General features: G+C 40.5%; 16 protein-coding genes. All 16 read right to left on the bottom strand.

Features of this window, described 5'->3' with window-relative positions; all coding sequences use genetic code 11:
* Positions 1-14 precede the first annotated feature (14 nt).
* Positions 15-773 (bottom strand): ABC transporter ATP-binding protein, encoded by a 759-nt coding sequence (locus B9Y93_RS11765; protein ID WP_085494630.1) that lies wholly within the window; start codon positions 771-773, stop codon positions 15-17.
* Positions 774-777: 4 nt separating this feature from the next.
* Positions 778-3,090 (bottom strand): ABC transporter permease, encoded by a 2,313-nt coding sequence (locus tag B9Y93_RS11760; RefSeq protein WP_085495093.1) that lies wholly within the window; start codon positions 3,088-3,090, stop codon positions 778-780.
* Between the two features lie 13 nt (positions 3,091-3,103).
* Positions 3,104-3,745: a TetR/AcrR family transcriptional regulator gene (locus B9Y93_RS11755; protein WP_085494629.1), complete on the bottom strand. Its 642-nt coding sequence runs from the start codon at positions 3,743-3,745 to the stop codon at positions 3,104-3,106.
* A 444-nt stretch (positions 3,746-4,189) separates the two neighbouring features.
* Positions 4,190-5,035, bottom strand: coding sequence for a hypothetical protein (locus tag B9Y93_RS11750; RefSeq protein WP_085494628.1), 846 nt, complete (start codon positions 5,033-5,035; stop codon positions 4,190-4,192).
* Between the two features lie 105 nt (positions 5,036-5,140).
* Positions 5,141-5,470, bottom strand: coding sequence for a hypothetical protein (locus B9Y93_RS11745; protein ID WP_085494627.1), 330 nt, complete (start codon positions 5,468-5,470; stop codon positions 5,141-5,143).
* A 274-nt stretch (positions 5,471-5,744) separates the two neighbouring features.
* Positions 5,745-6,227, bottom strand: a complete 483-nt coding sequence (locus B9Y93_RS11740; protein WP_085494626.1) for a hypothetical protein — start codon at positions 6,225-6,227, stop codon at positions 5,745-5,747.
* 209 nt (positions 6,228-6,436) lie between these two features.
* Positions 6,437-6,832, bottom strand: a complete 396-nt coding sequence (locus tag B9Y93_RS11735; RefSeq protein ID WP_244903382.1) for an Imm51 family immunity protein — start codon at positions 6,830-6,832, stop codon at positions 6,437-6,439.
* Between the two features lie 272 nt (positions 6,833-7,104).
* Entirely contained in the window at positions 7,105-8,898 is a 1,794-nt protein-coding gene (locus tag B9Y93_RS11730) for a GmrSD restriction endonuclease domain-containing protein (protein ID WP_085494625.1), read from the bottom strand.
* A gap of 110 nt (positions 8,899-9,008) precedes the next feature.
* Complete coding sequence (locus B9Y93_RS11725) at positions 9,009-10,847, bottom strand: DUF4365 domain-containing protein (RefSeq protein ID WP_085494624.1); 1,839 nt, start codon at positions 10,845-10,847, stop codon at positions 9,009-9,011.
* Between the two features lie 416 nt (positions 10,848-11,263).
* Positions 11,264-13,039: an ATP-binding protein gene (locus B9Y93_RS11720; RefSeq protein ID WP_085494623.1), complete on the bottom strand. Its 1,776-nt coding sequence runs from the start codon at positions 13,037-13,039 to the stop codon at positions 11,264-11,266.
* On the bottom strand, positions 13,032-14,249 hold the full coding sequence (locus B9Y93_RS11715; protein WP_085494622.1) for a hypothetical protein: 1,218 nt from the start codon (positions 14,247-14,249) through the stop codon (positions 13,032-13,034). The genes B9Y93_RS11720 and B9Y93_RS11715 overlap by 8 nt, the downstream gene beginning before the upstream one ends.
* A gap of 263 nt (positions 14,250-14,512) precedes the next feature.
* Entirely contained in the window at positions 14,513-14,992 is a 480-nt protein-coding gene (rlmH, locus tag B9Y93_RS11710) for a 23S rRNA (pseudouridine(1915)-N(3))-methyltransferase RlmH (protein WP_085494621.1), read from the bottom strand.
* Between the two features lie 239 nt (positions 14,993-15,231).
* Positions 15,232-16,101, bottom strand: coding sequence for an aminoglycoside 6-adenylyltransferase (locus B9Y93_RS11705; protein ID WP_085494620.1), 870 nt, complete (start codon positions 16,099-16,101; stop codon positions 15,232-15,234).
* A 206-nt stretch (positions 16,102-16,307) separates the two neighbouring features.
* Entirely contained in the window at positions 16,308-16,865 is a 558-nt protein-coding gene (locus B9Y93_RS11700) for a hypothetical protein (protein WP_244903381.1), read from the bottom strand.
* A 288-nt stretch (positions 16,866-17,153) separates the two neighbouring features.
* Complete coding sequence (locus tag B9Y93_RS11695; protein ID WP_085494619.1) at positions 17,154-17,327, bottom strand: CxxH/CxxC protein; 174 nt, start codon at positions 17,325-17,327, stop codon at positions 17,154-17,156.
* A gap of 116 nt (positions 17,328-17,443) precedes the next feature.
* Entirely contained in the window at positions 17,444-18,667 is a 1,224-nt protein-coding gene (locus B9Y93_RS11690; RefSeq protein ID WP_085494618.1) for a S1C family serine protease, read from the bottom strand.
* Positions 18,668-18,957: the final 290 nt, after the last annotated feature.

The following is an 18,957-nucleotide window of genomic DNA, read 5'->3' as shown; positions in this document are numbered from 1 at the left end:
GGTCTATCGGCTTTCTATATGCCTACTTCCCTCATTTTCACCGAAACCTTCTCCATCCTGCCATTCATATTCGTCCCGTCATACCTTGGAAGCTTCAAATCACTCACAATTGTTCCGTCCCGCATAAACATAATACGATCCGCCCTTGCGGCAACCTTGGCGTCATGAGTGACAAGCATAACCGCTGTACCGTCCGTATTGATCTCCCCTAATAGCTCCATAATTTCTTGCGCTGATTTTGAATTGAGCGCACCTGTAGGCTCATCTCCGAAAATGATTGCCGGACTGTTCATAAGCGCCCTGCATAATCCTGCACGCTGCAGCTGGCCTCCTGATACCTGTGTTATGTCGCGTTTTTCAAGCTCAGCAATGCCTGTCCTTTTCATAAGCGCTCTTGCTTTTTCTGTTATTTTTGCAACGTTTTTTCTGTTATCCCGGATCGAAGGAAGAATAATGTTATCAAGAATATTCAAATTTCTCAGCATGGTCGGCTGTTGGAAGACAAATCCGATTTTAGTTCTGCGTATATCGGCAAGCTCATTCTCCCCAACCGATGATAAATCTCTACCATTAAAAACAACCTTTCCGCCATCAATGCGATCCGCCCCGCTTAGTGCCAACATCAGCGTCGATTTCCCTGAGCCAGAGGGTCCCATAACCGCAACGAACTCACCCTCCTTTATTTCAACGTTCACACCGTCGAGGATATTGCGCTTGTCACTTCCTTCCCCGACAGATTTTACGATCCGATCACCGATAATTACCTTCTTCATGTGCCTACTCCTTCATATGTTCGGAAATTTTGACTTGTCCCGCCCCCGATGTGCCGATTATGGTTGCGATAAGCACTGAGCCTATTAGCATCAGCGGACTAAACACATACGCCGCAAGTGGATTAACCGCAAACTGAAACGTCGAAGCGCCAAAGGAGGAGATGACTGTGCCCGCAAGCTTTTCTCCAAGCGTGTTTGCTAGAAGCGTGCCGAGTACAATACCGATAATGAGAACAAATATCGAGCGTGCCATATATTGCGCATGAATATCCCCATTTCTAAAACCGAGTGCCTTCAAAACAGCTATCGAATATCTGTCCTTAGCAACAAGCATTTTCATGAACAATACACTAACTAATACCGATATGATCAGCGCAACAGCAATAGCGGCAGAGGAGGCCTTTTTGACAGCGTCTATTGTCGAGCCAAACGTCTGCGCAATAAATTGCTCAATGTCTGACACCTTTGCAAAAGTAAATCTATCCGCATACTCAGCCGTTTTTTCGTCAACAAGCGCTTTATTCGCAAGCTCCGCGCAAATAACGAACCATAGCATATTTGCCGAGTTGTCGTTAAAAACAGCTTTTGCAGTTTTGCCGCCATTCGTGATGTCGGAATAAATACCGCTTACTGAGAAAACTTTTTCCTCCCCGTCGATTATAAGAGTAAGGTGCTCACCGGTCGTTTTGCCCAGCTCGTCTGCGTTCAACGTTGACAGCGCGATTTCATTTTCTGCAGCGGGAGCTCTGCCATGTGAATAGGCTATAGGGAACACTGAATGATCGCCAAGCTCAACTTTAATACTTTTTTGTATGCCGTTCTCCGCCTTTACTCTGAACGTTTTTGTTGTAAGTACAGCATACTTTGAAATGGAACTGTCGCTTTTCATACGCTGTATGATTTCAGCGGCTTTTTCGGGCATACGATCCGTCTGCTGAAGATCAATGCGCATATCATAGCTTCCAATCCCCATATATTCGATAAAGCTTTTTGAGGAAATCGTGTTGTACAGGTTTTGCGGAACAATCATAATAAAGGATGAAAGTATTAATACCAAAAGCATAGTAGCGTAAAGCTTTTTCCTAGCGAGAACATCTTTTATTCCCAGAAAAACATTCGTATTAAGCAGCCTGTTCTCACTTAAACGCAAATACGTTGCTCCCGCCGTTTTTTCGGGTGAAACGCCAAAGCGTAAAGCTTCAGCAGCGGATATTTTGCTAAACCGCCTAAGCACTCCACTTACGTAAGCAATGATGGCAATAAATATTAGCAATACACCGAGCATTCCGAAAAGTGACGCAAAAGAAGAATGGTCGCTTTCCCCCATATAAAGCCGGATATTTTCGAGAAGCATACCTTTGAAAAGAAATGAAAGTGCAAAGCCTGTTATACTGCCTGCCGCCGCAATCACTGCATATTTGGCAATATACATCTTCTTAATGTCAGAAACACGCAGCCCTATTGCCTTCATTACGCCAATTTCACGATAATCGTCTTCTATTTTCGCAAGGAGCGTGAAACGTATGCACAGAAAAGCGATTGCAACGACCAGCACGCTTACCAGCAAAATAACCCCAATCATCATTCCGTCAGAAATAGCGTTAAGCATTTTGAACAGCGGAAAGGTTATGGTTGGTCCGTTCGCTTCAAGCCCTGCAGCGGTATAGGCTGCTTCGAATGCCCCTAACGCAGACAAATCCTTTAATCTGAATTCGATCAAATACTCTGTGTTTCCTAAGCTTTTCATTTCTGCGTAATCATTTGCGCTAACAAGAAACCGCTTGGAGGAGGACAGCATAGAATTCATTTGCGAATCGCGCAGAAATCCCGCAATGGTCAATTCCTTGCCGCTTATTACGGCCTTGTCGCCGAGCTTAGCATCGTTCATATAATGAACGGGCACATAAAGCTCGCCGTCGGATACGCTTATGATGCTTCCATCAAGATCAAGAAGAAAGTCGAACTTTTCACTTTGGACGCTAAATCCATTATCTTGAACATTATCTGCCAGCGAGCTATCGCCTAATTTAATCTGCGCGCCATCAATATTGAGAAATTCCAGCACTTGAAATTTATCGACAGAACTGTTCTTTTGGGCAAATTCCGTTAACCTTGACGTATCTATTTCCCCTGTATGCATCTGCAAAAAATGCGGAGTTTCCGCCCGCTTCATAAGCGTATCTATCGCGCCTGATAGATTCACAATAAGAATCGCCGCAAGTGAAACAAGCATAGCTGCAGCGGCAATAAATATCATGGTGGTCAACGTGATCAGCTTGCTTTTAGAAATATCATTGCGAATTATTCTGTTATACATAAGACACCCCTGTTCATGCCTCTTCATCCTCTACTCCAAACATCTTCAAGGTTTCCATTAGACTGCCGCTTTCAGCGCCAAGCAGCCTTTCTACATTGCTTATAAAAGCAACCATTCGTGAAAAGCGTTCCTCGTTCGTCATCGTAATCATGTCATCATCAAAAACAGTAGTCGCATAGATCACAACCATTTCCATGCATTCATACGGGAACGGCGTATTAAACATTCCTTGCTCAATGCCTTCAAGGATGATTTCCGTCAATATCGGCGGAACGCCATTGATAATGACCTTTTGTATTTTTTGATGCATCAGCGCGTTTTGCGGCTTATGAATGTGATCCATAATTTCCTCGCTGCTTCCGCCGCTTATGTTCAGTGCCATAACAACACGAATAATCCGCTCAACTATGGGGATGCTCTTATCAGAAGCCACTTCCTGGGCTGCGCATAAAAGACGGACATTATACCGCTCTATGAGCGAATCCAGAATTTCCTCCTTCGATTTGAAGTGATAATATAGCGTTCCTCGCGCAATTCCGACCTTCTCGAGAATATCGTTTGTGCTTGTGCCGTCAAAGCCTTTCTGAGCGAAAAGCTCGTCCGCCGCATCAAGGATCTCGTTCCTGCGTTCATCTGCTTCTTTTACAACTCTCATTTTTGCACCTCCTACTGCATAGACCGACTGTCTGTCGATTAAATAGTAACATAGTTATAAGAGAAATATCAAGTTAATCTAAAGTAAAACATGAGTCCGACAGCAAAACTGCTAAATTAAGCGGACAGATTCATCGATGCGGGTTATTATCTAAGGAAAAGCATAATCGTCAAATTCGATACTATTATCGAGTAGATATAGATTAATTTTTATTGTTAATGTAAACAACTCCGCCCTACTTATGATAAGGTTCACCGCGCTAGCTGTAACGGTAGGTTTTTTCTATCACAGCAAAAAGGCTGACTATTCAAGATCAAGGTGGGCCATTTTCAAAATTTTTGCGGGCATGTTGACCCCCTGTCCACAAATCAGACAGGGGGTCCGCGGATGACCAAATCCACTATTCACCGCCGTGTGACGCTAACTGCGTACAGTACTTATAACTTATAAACCCATTATTTCTGTCAACTTTTTAAATTCTCTTTCGATAACTTGCGGAAGGCTATCTTTGTTACGCTCATATGTTGCTGCCCTACGGGTAAGTGCTTCTTCCGTAAAGTAAGTTTCAACATTGTAGTTATGAGCGTCAAAATATTCTTGAGTAATGATTTTAGTAAATGGAATAAAAAAGTCATCTGACTTACTGTACATAATTCCTTTGACTTTAAAAAGTCGTAATAACTCTCTTAAGTTTTGATCATTACTTAGGAAAAATGGAATGAAATAACGTCCATTTCCACCGTGTAACAGCTGTCGCTCCATAATCCTAGGTACAGAGAAATCCCAGGCTATATTTTCAATAATTTGAAGCACCTTTTTGGGACTCATTCCTTTATTGATTTTATTAAGCATTTTAACATCGTTTTGTGTAGTGAAATACTTATGAGCAATAACAAACTCTCTATCAAAATATATACCGACAATATTAGTTGCAAACTCAAAGAGCTTCTGGACTTTCTTGTGTACAGTTGTTTTTGATTCGAACTTAATCTGCATTAACCCTATTATGAATAGTACCATATACCTCTGTATTCTTAAGTAATAATCCATCAACTCTTGTGCATAAGCAGAATTGAAAATTCCATTAAAGATTTGATCGGCTTGCAATTGTGCTTCATTTTCTGTAATCCCATATTGCAACTTTCCTGTTTTAATATATTCTTCTCTATTAATGCTTTTGAAAAGTTCGAGGCTGACTAAATTAAGGTATAACTTGGCCTTTTTATCTCTTTTGGTCTTTTCATCCTCACCTTCTATATTTACAAACGAATTTTTATAGTTTTCTATCATATAAAAAATATGATCATAATTAAAACCATTCCTAATGAGCAGGTCAATTGAAGTAAATATCTCATTATTTAAAGTTGAATAATCCCTACTTACAAAATTATGTATTTAGCTGGCATAATTTGTGTCCAGCATTATTGAGTAGTCAAGACCAAATGTGGTGTCCTTTTCCCCGTTTTTAACAGTTTCAATCAATAACTCGTCATCAATAAAGTATAGCTTGTCGGTCTCAAAGTAAGGAATGAAGTGGCTATCGATATTGTTGATTAATTTATTCAACTCAGTAGGGTATACACTTTTGTGATAGTTGTCTAAAGAGATAATTGATGACTTATCTTCCGTTGACTCCCCCATCATTACCCAAGCTTCAACAACTTCACTTGCATTTGTCGCAATAGAAAGACTGTATAGCCCTTGTTTAATACGTTCATTATCCATTCGGTTTCGCTCCTTAACAGGTAACAAATCATAAATGCCTACATTCGCTAAAGTGTTGCCCTTTATTTATCATGTCCGCAAAATACTCTGCTGCCTTAGATATAATGTCCGTGAAAATTGGGGCGAAAATGGCGGAAAGAAACCAATTCAAATCCCATTATTGAGAAAGGTGAACATGAAGCGATTATCTAGCAGAATGTCTGGGAAGCCGTGCAGAAACTCTACAGCGAGAAGTCCGTCACCTCGCCGTATTGTGTTTCATGGAACTATCAATTCATTGGCTCGTATTTGGTTTAATGGAAGTCATTTTAATTTGGGTGATGTTTTCTAAGTTGATTTCAATTTGTAATTCGGTATGTTCATTAATAGCGATTAGGATTTTATCTTTAATTTCTAAGCTTTTTATAGGGTTTGAATTTTCAAAAAATATTCCCCATACCAACCAGTCTTCAGCATCCATACAAGCAATAAATCCTTCATTTCCCATTTGACCATCACCGCCACAGATTTTCCCATCTTGATAATCAATACTGACCCATTCATCAACGATCGTCCAACATTCAAAATTATACTTTGATATGCTTTCAATGGTTGTGTCACACAAGGGAGAGCAATAAAATTTACTTTCATTTGTGTTGGGGTTATATGTGCTGTAACAACTTAAGATTGTTACAGTGCCATTTGGAAAGATGATGCTATTAACGCCGGGCAGTTCATGCTTTTCAAGATTCCAATGTTCCGCAACAACAATATTCATAATAAATCCCCCTTTATATCTTAAGTTTCTAATACATACAGCTACTTGTTGAGGACTAATAAGCTATTTAATCTAGTAATCGTTTTCTAAGAAACTTTTTCACTGTATAGGCTTTCATTTTGCTTATAGTGTAGCAATGCCTTTTTCATAGAGATGGCGAACGTCATTTTGATGCAACAAAGAATACTGTTGTACCTTGATATTTCCAATCAATCTAATACAGCTCGTGTAAATAGGTCTCTTATTAATGAGTCATCTTCACATGCTTCTTTAAAGGTGATTGCTAAACTAAATATTGCTTCTTTATTGTCTGTATAATCAGCGAACATATCAGCTTCTGGGTCAAATCGTATGATATCAACTAAGTGAAGCATTTTCTCTTCAAGAAACACGGCTGCTAATGAACCCCAATCATAGCCATTGCCCTCAAATCCATCTTCAGCTCGTGTTTGAAAAATTTTATGCTTATATTTACCAACATTAATAATGAAAGATATGCTTCCACTATCATGAGCAACTAACCTAAAAGGTTCAGGCAGGCCACAGCGCATGACGAGGAGGTCGAACAATGGCTGAAAGACCAAGCGGAAAGAAACTGATGACAAACGAACTAATTGTCCAGAAACTGAAGGTGCTTTTTACTAAGCAGATCACTAATAACAATCACACTCAGACTACGCCGCTACTTATGATACGGTTCACCGTATCATAAATAGGGCGAAACTATAGAAGCTTGATTATCCCGGTTGCCTACACTAACTAAAATTAACATTGCCATTGCTATTACAATATTTACAGCCAATTGCTGATTATTAAAAACAAAAGCTGTCCTCCAGTCTTCTTAGACTTTGTGGGTAGACAGCATTTTGACAAGTAATTATGCAAAGAATCTTCTGAACAAATCTGGGTATTCTTCGGGAGGTATTGCTTCGTTGTTTGGCCCTTTACGAATATGATATTTCCCATCAAACAATGATGGTTCATTTCTACTCTCAATTTGAAATATAAGCACTGATTTATCATAGTAACTAATCAGTTTAATGTTTCTAGATATTTGATTTTTATCAGCTTCTGAAATAGGCATGGAGGATAGTTTTTGTATAATATATTGAAAGTAACCATCTAGTCCATTTCTATATTTAGAAGCTTCACCCTGAACGCCTGTAATTTCAAATTTATTAAATTTTATTGCACTTGTGCCATATACTGTTTCAATCCTGTCAGTAGCATCGTGGTCATCAGCAATTCCAATAATGACGTACCCTACTGTATTTGGACCAACGTTCGCCATTGCGGTTAAAGTTAGAATTACTTTTTTAAAGAGGGCTTCGTCAAACTCGAAATCTCCCCCCAGTCTATGGAATCCTTGCTTAAAATCATATAAGGATTGCTCTGTAAAAGATTGGGTTAAGATATTTTCGAATTGAGTTATCCAAGAATCTATTGCCGGGTCTCTTCTTTCTTTTTTAACAAAAACACTTCTAATTATGCCTGCTACTGCGGCTATATTACTTTGACGTTCTTTTGCACTCCAACGTCCGCCTCCCCCCCCTAGGTTCATATTTCTGCTACCCATGTTATTTAAAAGTTCAATTAATCCCCTATAATTAGCAATTACTAAAGACTCCAGAATCAATAGTTCGTATAATGCTAAGAATAATATTTGGAAATACCGAGGTAGTCGCGGTCCTGCATCTTCAAATAGTAATCTATTAAAGGTTTGTCCCGAGTGGTTCAATATTTTTCTTAACTCATCGTATATATATAAGAACTGTTGACCCAAAACTCCTGGTGTAACTTTTAAAACTGCTGATTCAATTTCCTGAAATCTACTGTCTACTTCTCCTTCCCCTAACGAAAGTCCGTAATAGTCATCAAGAATATCCGAACTTGAAGGTGGTTTCGTACTTAATGCCATATATGCCAAAATGTCAGCGATTACTTCCTCATCTCGTGATTGCCTAACGTATTCTCTTGTTAATATGCCCTCAGCAACCCAGAAAACGCTATCAACGTTAATCCCATAAGGTAAGTCGCGGCTGGTAATGCTGATATTTTTCATCTCATTTAACAAGAGTGTATCGTGTGCGGAAACATCACCACGGACCTTACTAGATATGTGCCTGACAAGCTGGGCAAAATGACCTATTGCTCCAGCTTGTCTTAATTCTTGTTTTGATAGGTGCTTACCATTTGAATTAATTCTTCGAAAAATCTCATCAATTTTGTCTATTCCTTCAAAAGAATAGATAGATAGTGGTAAATTATAACCTGCTATTTGAGTGCATATTTTTCTATCCATTTTAGGAAATTTCTGAATTAAATCACCGCTATCTAATAGTAATTTTGTTTTCGCCATTGTTTCCAGATCAAAATACTCACCCTCTAAATCATACTCACCTTCAATAAAAGCAATTATTGCATTTAGTCGCTGCATACCATCTATAATTTCAAAGTTTTTTTGATCATTAAAGCTTACTTCGGCTACTAATATAAGCGGTATAGGAAAACCTCTTCGAATAGAGTCAATAAATGCTTTCTTTTCTTCAATACTCCAGACCAATTTCCTTTGATATCTTCGATTTACTAAAAATCGTTCACCAATAAAATAATCATAGATTCTCTGGATACTTTCACCACGTATGGCCAGATCCTGCATTAATCTATCCATAACTAGTCCCTGCCTCCCATCTCCAACCAATTACAAAATAGTATTCTATAATGAACTTATTTATCCTCCTCGATAACTTCTAAAAATAAGTATTCGCCGTTTTTCATTTTCTAAGAAATGAATACCTTTTTTACGCCGCTAATAATTATGTTTTTTCGTTTACTTTCATCCCGGATATGGATTTGAATCTCTTTAGAACTTGAAAATGATTTAATGAACTGCTTAAACCCGACTTTGTCTGAAGCATTCGTAGATCCAGTAATTCTGAAGTCGTTAAAAACAATTGTGAAGAAAACAGATTTTTCCAGTTCCTTTATAATTACCTGAATGCTGGAATTTACATCTACATAGGTGTCCGGCATAAAAGCATACTGGGTTAATGAAACCCTTTGCAATATTTGCTTTATGGTCTGGACGGCATCTTGTTCTTGCTCGTATACTTTTAATAAATACGGGAGTATAGGGATTTCCACGTCTTCAGTCTTTTCTAATATGGCACCGATTGCAACCCAGTCCTTCTTTTGAATCTCAATGTGGTGTTCCTCACCATTTTCGAAACTAACCATAAATTTTCTTTTTGTAAGCTGTTTTAACAGAATAGGATTGATGCTTCTCCACGTCATGTCTACAATGAGAACATTTTGTTCTTTCTTTCGCTTATTCTTGAAGAGCGTCTGACCATGATCTTTCATCCATATCCCAAAATAATGCGCCGCTTCAAAACTCTCTCTTCTCTCCACTAGAATCAAAGCTAATCCAGAAATTGCTACGTAATCATGTGGATTGATGTCAAGTGACCTCCTGAAATACTCTTCTGCGATATCGTTCCTGCCAAAAAACCGGTGGAACTTACCAGCAATCGCTAAGGCTTTCGAACTTGATGGGTCAATTTCGAGGGCTATAGCTATATGTCGAAAGGCTTCAGAAAAATTAAACATCTGATCGTAACAGAGGGCCAAGTTAATATGAGTCTGTACAGCTTTACTCTGGTCAACTTGTAGGATTCTTAAATAGTATTTAGTCGCTTTCTCTGGATGGTTGTTCATCCACCAAGAGTATCCCAAATTATTAAGAACAATGAAATTCTCCTCAAGTGAAAGGGCCTTCTCTAAAACCGTAATGGCTTCCCTATATTTTCTTAACTGTCCCAAACTTGTTCCTTTTATTATGTTTGCTTCGAAATGACAAGTATTATTATTTAAAATTTTATCACAATAACTAATCGCTCTTTTATAATCATTTATACTTTCAGCCAATATAGCACATTTAGCATAAATACCTTCGGTCTTTAGAAATTTAGATAGGGCGTCATATTTCTCTAAGGCTTTCGCGAATTTATAACCCTTCTCTAGTTCCTGAGCCTGCTCGTATTCTTTTCTAAAAGTGTCGATTGTATCAACGATTTGCCCCCCCACGCCTGGAACCACTTCAAAGCCGTTCATTAGGCGGAGGGATACCTCACGTGTAAAAGTTCCATGATTCGTGACCATATTAAAAATCTCATCAAAAGATTTATAAGCAAGTTCCTTTTGGAACTCATACTTCACTTCCTTTTGGGTTGTACTTGATAACTCCATGCCTTTATCTATACAGACTTTATTGATTTCAGCTACCCATTCCCATAAAAAGCAATTACTCTTCTCTACATACACGACAAAGATAGACCGCGGCTGATTCATCAAATAATTTAATGTAGATACGGGTACAGAAAACCCGAAGGTACCACCGTTGCTTACCTTTCTCGTTGAATTGCTTTTCAATTGCATGTGTATACGAAAATTAGTCATAGATTGGTTATTTTTTAGTTCAAGAATCAAATCAACACCGTAGTCACCTCCCGATTCCGTGCGAACCAGATACTTATTTTTAGGCACAAGGAGCTTAAATTTCAGTACACTGTCTTCTTCCTGATCAAATGTTGCTAATCTTGTTGGGAGATTATCACTCATAATTTAGTTCTCCGTTTCCTAATATTTTTATGAGATGCCTATTATAATAATCGATTTTGTATTTGTAATGACTGTATCCCTAAATTATCCAAGTAAATATCAGCTTCCACTATTCTTACAGTCCTCTTTTTGTTTCTTTTGCATAAGGTCTATTTGCCGTTAAAGTGATGCGCCCCACTGTTACCAACTAGTCTTCAATGCTAGTCACGTCAGATTAATGTTGATACATAATAATTGATTCAACCCTTTCGTGACAGCCATCTTCGGCTTCAAAGCCTCGACTTCCGAGTGAACGCACTCGTCGAATTCAGAGAAAATAGATCAAATAATAGTGGTCAATTCAAGAATATTATAAGTCTCTTGGTATTAATCGATGGAATAGATAAAAGGGATGCATCCGCATCCCTAACATAGAATTACTGTTCTAATCCTTCTTCTTTTCTCCAACGTTTAATAATATCCGAGAAGGTTACCTGTTTCCATGGTTGCTCCCATTCTTGACTGAATGGGACACTTTGCGATTTCGGTTCCGGCATCGGTTTCTCCATCTTGATAACCGTAGGCATTATTATTGAATCACCTACGACTATGCACTCACCCTGCCCAAGATTCGGGAGTATTTCCCCAAGATTTTTTGTACTATCTGGCATGAGGTTTTTCACAAAACTTTGATCATTCGGATTTGTTAAACGAAGTGAAACAAAATTATTGCATTGCGCTAGTATCGTTTCCGATACTTCAGAAGGCCTTTGACTTACAACCATTAAACTTAACCCATATTTTCTCCCTTCTTTAGCAATTCGCTCAATAGATTTTTTTGATGAATTATATTCGGCACCACCGTTACGCGGAATATAATTGTGCGCTTCTTCGCAAACAATCATTACAGGGATATCATTAAGTAACTCTCTATCATGCTGGATTTTTGAATAATGGAAACTAAAATCAAATACTAATCTTGCAACCAAACTTACTGTTATACTCAGAACCTCGAAGGGTACTCCACTTAGATCAACTATTGTGACATTTGCTCTATTAAGATATCCTAAAAACTGCTTCATGAGTTCTTCAAAGTCATTAGTCGAATATAGCCCACCATTTTCTTTGGTAGGATTCAACAAAAAATTCAACCTTTTATCGGTAAGTTTCGTTTCTAATCTGGACAAAAATCGATTAAACTCACCATGAAATGGACCATTAGAAGCTTTAGTTGCAGCCGCTGTGGATTGTGGCACAAATTCATATACTTCATCAAAGTAGAGTTCTTTACGATTTCTTACCAATGTATTGTCTGATAATTTTGGACAATTTTCGGTTTCAAGCTTACTAATCACTTCTTTGTTCATGTTTTCGATATAATTAAATACTTCTTTAATATCAAAATAGACAGGTGTATCATACGTAATGTCGTTAATTGTGGGATTATGTTTCTCCTTATTAAATATAACGGCATTTTTAAACATTGAGATCTGATTATGGGAATTATTTTCATTACTCTCTATAAATAATGATTCCAACTCTTCTGAATTCATTAGCCAATAATGTAGTTTCATTTTATCCACGGATAGACTGTTTAATGTAAAATTCTGCTCTTGCGTTAGTGTAAAAGCAGCGGAATATTCAGAGTGTATGTCGAAAATAATAATATGAGAATTCTTTTGCTCCTCTGAATTAGTGTTTAGCGATTTATTAATACCCACGGCTCCTTGTAGTATTTTCGCCACTGTACATGATTTGCCTGCACCAGTTGAGCCTACAATAGCAATATGTTTCCCAAAAAACTTGTCACCATTTACTTTTACTTGAATGTTCTCATTCTGAGACAGGGCACCAATAGGAAAATTATATTCTGCACCTGCCCCAAAAATACGATCAAGCATTCCAGCATCTAATACATATACAGGCTCTGTTGGAACAGGTAAATTTTTTGTTCCTCTGCGGAAATTATCGTCAATTATACTGCCTATTGGTTGCGTTTCAATTATTAGTTTAATATCATCTTCAATGCTGTAATCTATTGCTTTAATATTATTTATCACGCTAACAATGTAATTGCTATTTCCGTCTGCTATTTTTAGATATTGTCCAATTTGTAATTTGTCTTTATTATCTTCAAGGGCCTTTAAATTTTGTATTGTAACAACAATACTATCAGGAGAACTAGACATTACTTTACCAATTACATTAGTCATAAATATCCACCATTCCCATAACAAATTTAATTTGATTAATTTCTTTTAGATTTATATGTTCGACATTTACGTCTTGAAAATCCAATTCTGGCACAGTATCAGTGAATAGAAAAAAATCATCACATTTTGTTTCATTTAATATTCCGATATCATTTTCATCAAATCGTAGAAGTCGTACTTGAAAGTCAGTATAAAATTGCTTCCCTATTTTGGCTCTTACAGGTCCTGTCAGGAATTTATTCTTATCGAAATATTCGTCAGTCACTAATCCATCATTATATCGAATATTCTTCTTATGTAACCTTACTCGTATCTCTTTAAAAACTTCCTGTGAACAATTTATACAAATTAGTGGAGTTTTATCGTGCACCTCTTTAAAGTGAAACTTATTTACAAAATCGGATATGAAATTTACAATTTCATCGTTGAAATTATTAATAGATTGTTGGGATAAAAATAAGTATCGCAACCTAGAATTCTTGTCAAGATTAGTTTTTAACTGCTTTCTTCTAGCGGACAAAATTTTATCCAATGTTCGCAATGATCGTGTCCATCTTGTAATTGCTGTTTTCCTAATTTGTTGTAGATCATATAACATTGATGATTTCTTAACTACCCTTTGTTGAGCCTCATGAAGTATACTCAGATCTGCAATCATTTGGATGGCATTGGGGTAAAATAAAGTGTCAATGTCATCTCTCGGTAATCCATTTCTCTCCAAAGACGTAGTGATACGTTCAATAATTACCTGTAGAGAAGCACCAAATTCTAAAGTAAAGCGTTCAAGGAAACCTGGAATATCAACATTTCCTTTTATCTTAGTAATAATTCTCTGAAACCTCTGATCGCGTGACTGGAGTATTGTCTTTATGTGTTCCTCATTTATCTCAAAATTACTACCCTCTCTTTCATTTGGGAAATGCGCATAGAGTTTATACTCTATATCCTTGTCTAGGTTATCAAAATAATGTTCCATCATCTGAAGAATGGGTTTGTACACATTACCTAGAGTGAAATTCTCTTGTTCCTCATGGTATTTACACTGTATCGCTCTTGTTGTGAAGTCAGTGGCAATTTCTATATCCTCAATGATGCCTTCAATTGAAATTACTGCATCATCTTCATCATTTAAAATTTCTAGTAGTGTTTTATTAAATTGATAAATAAAGCCTTGTATTGTATAGTCAGCGCTTCGTGACAAGGTACCCACAACCTATCTCCCTAATTTTCCACCATATTCCTATTTTACGAGATCTACATTAGAATTGTATATAATTTATTTCTTATTTCTACATACTTCTACTTAATTCTGCTTATTAAATTCGGGAGGAAATTGAGTTACCAAATAAAAAAAGGCACCCTACCGGATGCCCATGAATTCATTATATATTTACTTAGTTATTTCTTATCATTCACTATTTGAAAACCTACTGCTTATTAAGATTCAACAGATCTCTCTAAATAAATTTCGCTCTACTTATGATACGGTTCCCCCCGATTTATCTTCACTGCCCGATAAATCTGCTCCACGAGCACCAAGCGCATCAGCTGGTGCGGCAGGGTCATGCGGCCGAAGCTGAGCTTCGACTGTGCGCGGCTCATAACGGCTGGCGACAGTCCAACGGAACCGCCAATGACGAATACCACATGGCTCGTCCCGTAGGTGCCAAGCTTGTCCAGATGCTCGGCAAGCTCCTCGCTAGACCAGAGCTTGCCGCCGATTGCCAAAGCCACGACATGCGCATCCGGCTTAATATGGGACAGGATTCGCTCGCCCTCCCGCTCCTGCACCTGAAGCAGCTCTGCATCACTCATATTCTCGGGTGCCTTCTCATCTGGCACTTCAATTACTTGGAACTTCACATAGGGGGCCAGCCGCTTGCTGTATTCTGCGATCCCCTGCACCAAATATTTTTCCTTCAACTTTCCTACACCAACAATTTGTATAAACATCTATAGCCCTCAATTCATTTATATTCCGGATTGCTTCAATCTACGGTCACTCTATTAAGCAATAACCGCAGTCAGCCACCATATCTCTCACCTATCTCATTATTATACGCAATACTGCTCTTGCTTAGCTATGCTGTGCTGCGCCTTCATGCTGCTTCAGATACATAATAAAAAGGCCTCGCCCGCACCAGAGGCATCATCGATCATCCCCTAGAGCAGTCAAGGCTCACTCATTTCTCCTACATCGTTGTCGCATCAGCCGGCAGCTGCCTTACACGCTCCAGATAAGCCGTAACCTTCCGATCATCTTCCATCGGGTACTCGAATCCCAGCCGATCGGCTACAAACAGCGCTGTCTCCCGGAACAGCCCACACATGGTGAACAACGCGTTCCATACGCCATCGTAGGTGCCATTCGGATAAGTAGCCATAAGCTTATTCCAAGCTCCGTCGGTCATATAAGCTTTCAGATATTTCCCACACTTCCCAACACTTAAAGAAAAATCCGTTTCAATGCCAACCTTCCAGCTCAGCATCTTCATCAGCATCGGACGAACGATCGAATGGAGATGCTCCTGTGCAAACAATATTTCCTGACGCCATAAGCCCTTCGCCACATACGTACATACCCACCAGAATTCATTGCAGCAATCTGCGAAATATAGAGCCGATGGCCGCTTTACCCAATAGTCCTCGTCCGTTGGGGAAGGCAGCTCTGGCAGCGCCTGATCCTTATCCAGCAGGATGACCGTAAGCTTATTGTCTTGAAGATACTTATCCTTGTCCTCTATCGGGATCAAGATCATATCGATCCGCGTCCCATCCTCAAACTGCATCAAGTAAGAGAACCAACCGCCAAGATCAGGCGGGAACATTGACATCGCTTCTGGCATCTGCATGATCAGCCGTTCCCCAAACACATCAATCCAGTGCGGGTCCTGAATAAACGAGTCTATATCCGTAACCAAATACACGATATCATAGTCCTGAAACATATCCTTCAGCACATTCGGATTCGTCCGAGAGCCGTTCATTCCTACCGCACGTACGCGCTCGTCCTGTCTTGCCACATGCAAGATCAGCTCCATCATCTCTTGCTCGCTTCGCATGATCCAGCCTCCTTTTGATCCATTATAAAAGCCCGTTCCTCATCCTCATCCGCGACGACTGCTGCCTGTACGAGCTTCCCATACAGATCACTCTACCACGTTAAAGATGGCGAAACGAGCCCACATAAACAACCTGAGAACCTACACATTAAATACTGATGAATGACCATGAAAAAACAGCAATAGCCCCCTAAGTCTCTGTGCTGCTAATCAAACAACCCGCCAATCCACCGCCACAAATCCTCGATGATGGGAACAAGACCGAAGCCGCTCTCGCCAATCGCAACAAGACCAAGCACATACTCGCCTATGCTCACTACACCAAGCGCCCATTGTCCGATGGCTATGGCCCCAACTGCTTTCGCTCCAATTGCAATCGCTCCGATGGCCCAGTTGCCCACAGCTATTGCACCAAGGGCTATATCTCCCGCAATGGCTACCGCACCTGCAGCAAGGCCCGGCCCTCCGACGACCGCCCCTAGCGCCAGCCATACCCCGAAGGATAGTGCTCCAACGGCCAGCAGCCCGACACTAATCGCGCCTCCAGCAATTAATCCAATTGCGATATCGCCGATGGCGATCAGTCCTACCGCGACCTTTGGCTTCGCAATGCCCCGCTTCCCTGAGAATCCGCGATTGGTGCGAATGCTGACGACAGGGAATCCTTGTGCCGGCCATTGATAGTCGATCTCTTCTTGGTCTGCAAAGCGGCCGTCTTCGAAGTGCTGAGTGGCATAGCGAATCATGCGTTGGACGATTCTCATCCTTATCTCCTCCACGTTCCCAATAATAAGCTCCTTATATTGTACGTGCCTGAGCCTGTCCTTACATCCTCCTATGAACGAATCTTATCTACATCTCTAGACCGATATGATGATGCTTCTGCCTGTGCATAACACATCTATGATTTCCCGAACCGTTATCCACATGTGAATAACGGTGTAAGATCTACTCACTCCTGCGGTTATCCACAAATAATGGCTGCCCCAATAAAAAAAGCAAGGCCATGGAACTTATCCACAGCCCTGCTCTCCTTCGATTGTGCCTCTTGCTTATACAACAAGGAATTGTGCCTCTTGACCGCAATCCTTCATGCAGCACTTGATGGGACGCTCCCAATCACTGAACTGCTGCTCATCCAGATTCACAACATCCGGCGCATCCTCATATTCATCGACAAACTTATCAATCGCTAGCTCAATATGCTCTTTGCAAACTACATACATGACGTTCCCTCTTTCTCATGCCCTTCTTGCTGTTCCACATCGACGTATTGACTATGCCTTAACTGTACCTGATGGCTTCATTTCCATCAAGTCCTTCAGGGGACCTTTTTACCGAATTAAGACTCTGGCTTATCCACCAACATGACCGTTGCCGACATCTTTTTCCCGTCTCGATAAAAGACAATCTCAAGCTGCTGCCCAACCTTCTTCTCTTCATACAAATACTTTCTTAGGGCAAGCGTCGAGGCCACATCCGTATCATCCAAACGAACGATCACATCGTTAAGCTTAAGCCCGCCTGTCTCCGCAGGGCCCGTTGCCTCAAGCACGATAACGCCATGCTCGACGCTGTCCGGCAGCTCCAGGTCCTCACGCTGCTCTTCCGTAATCGGCGCATATGGATTCTCAAGGTCAATGGTGTATACCCCTAGGTACGGGCGGATAATCTTGCCTTGCGCCACCAGTTCGTCAACGATCAGCATCACTTCATTGGCGGGAATCGCAAAGCCGAGTCCCTCTACCCCGGTCGTTGCAACCTTCATCGTGTTGATGCCGATGACACGACCGCTCAAGTCAACCAGCGCTCCACCGCTGTTGCCTTCATTAATCGCCGCATCCGTCTGGATGACAAGCTGCTCCCAATCATAGACCCCATCCTGATTCAGCGATACGGGAATCTTGCGATTGGTGTAGCTGATAATGCCGGCAGTCAAGGAATCGCCGAAGCCGAGCGGGTTGCCGATGGCAATGACCGTCTCTCCACGGCGCAGCTTCGAGGAATCGCCCATAACAGCCACTTCCGTAATGCCTGCATCTCCAATGCTCAGCACAGCAATATCCGTAATCTTATCTTTGCCCACAACCTCAGCATTCTTGCGCTGCCCATCCGCGAGCACGACCTCCAGCAGATCAGCGCCCTGGACCACGTGCTCATTGGTAATGATATAAGCCTTGCCATTTTCTTGTTTAAAAATAATGCCAGAGCCAAGTGCAGCCTCCTCCGGCGTTGCCAGTGTATCTGATGCATCCTTCTGCTTGTTCACGATACTAACAACCGTAGGGCTTACCTTGTCTGCCGCTTCTACAATTCGCTCATAAGGATCTGCCGAAGCTTGCACAGGCCCGCTTGGTTCCGCCCACAGCTGCACAATCGTCAGTGTGAGCAGGGAGCTGATCACTGCTGTAATCGCGACCAGGACAATGGTCATTCCCCGTGTTGATGAGAAGGGCTGCTTCAACCTCTGCCACTGGCGCCGCGGAACCTTTGCTCTCTTCAGCCATTCCCGCTTGCGCCGCTTCGGTACCTTAGGGGAGTAAAAATCATCATCGAACAAACTCACCCGCTCCATCTCCTCTCAGCCCAGCCGAACGCCTCTGGTTCGGAACCTCATCGATATCGAAGGCCGATCCAATCGCGCTATCTCATGGTGTTGTGACTACTCTATCTCATCACAAGCCAACAATCGCTTGACAGATTCTATTAATCAATCAGAATGCATTACAATTTGCAGGATATACTAAATAATAATGCATATGTCGCTACTTGGACAGTCATGAACAGTCATAGAATTAAAATCTTTCACATATTCTATCATATGAACACTTCATAGCGTTCTATTTTCCAAGATTC

It is taken from the genome of Paenibacillus aquistagni (assembly GCF_900177815.1).
Taxonomy (GTDB): Bacteria; Bacillota; Bacilli; order Paenibacillales; family Paenibacillaceae; genus Paenibacillus_B; species Paenibacillus_B aquistagni.
Note: the sequence above shows the minus strand (reverse complement) of the source record. Positions and strands in the feature narration are given on the sequence as shown.

Bases quoted from the DNA above. Each gene is read 5' to 3' on its own strand.
- B9Y93_RS11730 (WP_085494625.1), bottom strand. From the start codon at position 8,898: ATGGATAGATTAATGCAGGATCTGGCCATACGTGGTGAAAGTATCCAG.
- B9Y93_RS11760 (WP_085495093.1), bottom strand. From the start codon at position 3,090: ATGTATAACAGAATAATTCGCAATGATATTTCTAAAAGCAAGCTGATC.
- B9Y93_RS11725 (WP_085494624.1), bottom strand. From the start codon at position 10,847: ATGAGTGATAATCTCCCAACAAGATTAGCAACATTTGATCAGGAAGAA.
- rlmH (WP_085494621.1), bottom strand. From the start codon at position 14,992: ATGTTTATACAAATTGTTGGTGTAGGAAAGTTGAAGGAAAAATATTTG.
- B9Y93_RS11720 (WP_085494623.1), bottom strand. From the start codon at position 13,039: ATGACTAATGTAATTGGTAAAGTAATGTCTAGTTCTCCTGATAGTATT.
- B9Y93_RS11750 (WP_085494628.1), bottom strand. From the start codon at position 5,035: ATGATAGAAAACTATAAAAATTCGTTTGTAAATATAGAAGGTGAGGAT.
- B9Y93_RS11705 (WP_085494620.1), bottom strand. From the start codon at position 16,101: ATGCGAAGCGAGCAAGAGATGATGGAGCTGATCTTGCATGTGGCAAGA.
- B9Y93_RS11765 (WP_085494630.1), bottom strand. From the start codon at position 773: ATGAAGAAGGTAATTATCGGTGATCGGATCGTAAAATCTGTCGGGGAA.
- B9Y93_RS11695 (WP_085494619.1), bottom strand. From the start codon at position 17,327: ATGTATGTAGTTTGCAAAGAGCATATTGAGCTAGCGATTGATAAGTTT.
- B9Y93_RS11740 (WP_085494626.1), bottom strand. From the start codon at position 6,227: ATGAATATTGTTGTTGCGGAACATTGGAATCTTGAAAAGCATGAACTG.
- B9Y93_RS11700 (WP_244903381.1), bottom strand. From the start codon at position 16,865: ATGAGAATCGTCCAACGCATGATTCGCTATGCCACTCAGCACTTCGAA.
- B9Y93_RS11745 (WP_085494627.1), bottom strand. From the start codon at position 5,470: ATGGATAATGAACGTATTAAACAAGGGCTATACAGTCTTTCTATTGCG.
- B9Y93_RS11755 (WP_085494629.1), bottom strand. From the start codon at position 3,745: ATGAGAGTTGTAAAAGAAGCAGATGAACGCAGGAACGAGATCCTTGAT.